This is a genomic window from Morganella sp. EGD-HP17 (assembly GCF_000512315.2).
Lineage (GTDB): Bacteria > Pseudomonadota > Gammaproteobacteria > Enterobacterales > Enterobacteriaceae > Morganella > Morganella morganii.
Genome location: NZ_AZRH01000060.1, coordinates 1 through 1,322, shown reverse-complemented (window position 1 = coordinate 1,322; position 1,322 = coordinate 1). Strand labels below are relative to the sequence as shown.

Genomic DNA, 1,322 nt, shown 5'->3' with positions numbered 1-1,322 from the left:
GCGTGGGGCAGTGCGGCCGAGTCCGCGGCGTACGCCATCACGGCGGGTGATGCGGCGGAAGGCACGTCGGCCATTGCGGTGGATAACAGCACCTACACCGCCGGTGATGACATCACGGTGACGGTGACACTGAAGGATGCACAGGGTAACGGGGTTGCCGGCGAGTCGGCGGCACTGACCGCCGCCACGGTGACGGTGCCGAATGCGTCAGTGAAAGCCGGCAGCAGCTGGACGGACCACGGCGACGGCACGTACACCGGCACCTGGACGGCGGACAGGGCGGGCACCGGACTGAAGGCGACCCTGCAGCTCGGCACGTGGGACGGTGCGGCCGAGTCCGCTGCGTACGCCATCACCGCGGCATATTATGAGATTAATACCCAGCGCAATCCATTCACTTTCACGGTCAGCAGTGAAGAGGTGAGTTTTCCTACCACCGGCTTTACCGGTGCAACGTTCACTATCGTGCCGAATGGCGGCAGAAAAGCAACCGACTACACATGGAAAGCCGACGCCGGATGGGTATCAGTGACTGATGGTGTGGTAACGTTCACCGGCACCGGTACGGGTGACAAGGTGACCATCACGGGTACACCGAAAAATGGTCAGGGAGGCATCATTAAGTACAGTTTCAGGCTCAACAGCTGGTTCATACATAATAATGGAGCTATTGTTAACTGGTCCGCAGCGGATGAATACTGCTCATCGCTGCCGGGGTACAGCCTGCCGACAGTGGCACAGATGGTCCGGCATACTACCGATTACGTTTCTATTCATGTCCGCGGCACGGGTGCGCTGTGGAACGAGTGGGGATCTATTGGGAACTATGCGTCCGTGTATTTCGTCGACGCAGTCTGGTCGTCGGAGCAGAGGGACAGCATTTTCTACTACATAGCCCTCGTGAACATGGGCGGAATAAGCTTTTCAAACTACAACGCCTCTAACCACGTTGTGTGCCGCCAGGGTCTTTAGTGTTTGTTTTCATTATTACTTTTATCCTCCCCCTGCGTTCAAGCGGGGGAGTTTGTGGATAATGAATGATGGAGATACCGCCTTTACCGGTTAAAGCCTGACCCTTTTGCAATGCTTTCAGGCGTTTCACGGAATCAGCTTCTTCCTTCGGTGTCACTGTTCCGCAGGAATGCCCGTCTTTATCATAACGAGCCGCACCGGCAATCACCGTCAGACGATAGCCTCCGGCATATGATACCGAAGACAGGCTGAGGGTCAGTGTCTGCACTGAAACCGGGGGCTATTTATCTGACTATATGAGGTTAAATCCACATTAACTCATGAGTTTACAGGTGAGTATGTGGATCTTG

1 protein-coding gene and 1 pseudogene are annotated in these 1,322 nt (G+C 55.7%); one reads left to right on the top strand and one right to left on the bottom strand.

Features of this window, described 5'->3' with window-relative positions:
• Positions 1–972, top strand: a pseudogene (locus X965_RS19640) (invasin); the annotation flags it as partial.
• Here the strand turns inward: X965_RS19640 and X965_RS19470 are convergent.
• Entirely contained in the window at positions 941–1,240 is a 300-nt protein-coding gene (locus tag X965_RS19470; RefSeq protein WP_156341103.1) for a hypothetical protein, read from the bottom strand. The pseudogene X965_RS19640 and the gene X965_RS19470 sit on opposite strands and share 32 nt — an antisense overlap.
• Between the last annotated feature and the right edge of the window lie 82 nt (positions 1,241–1,322).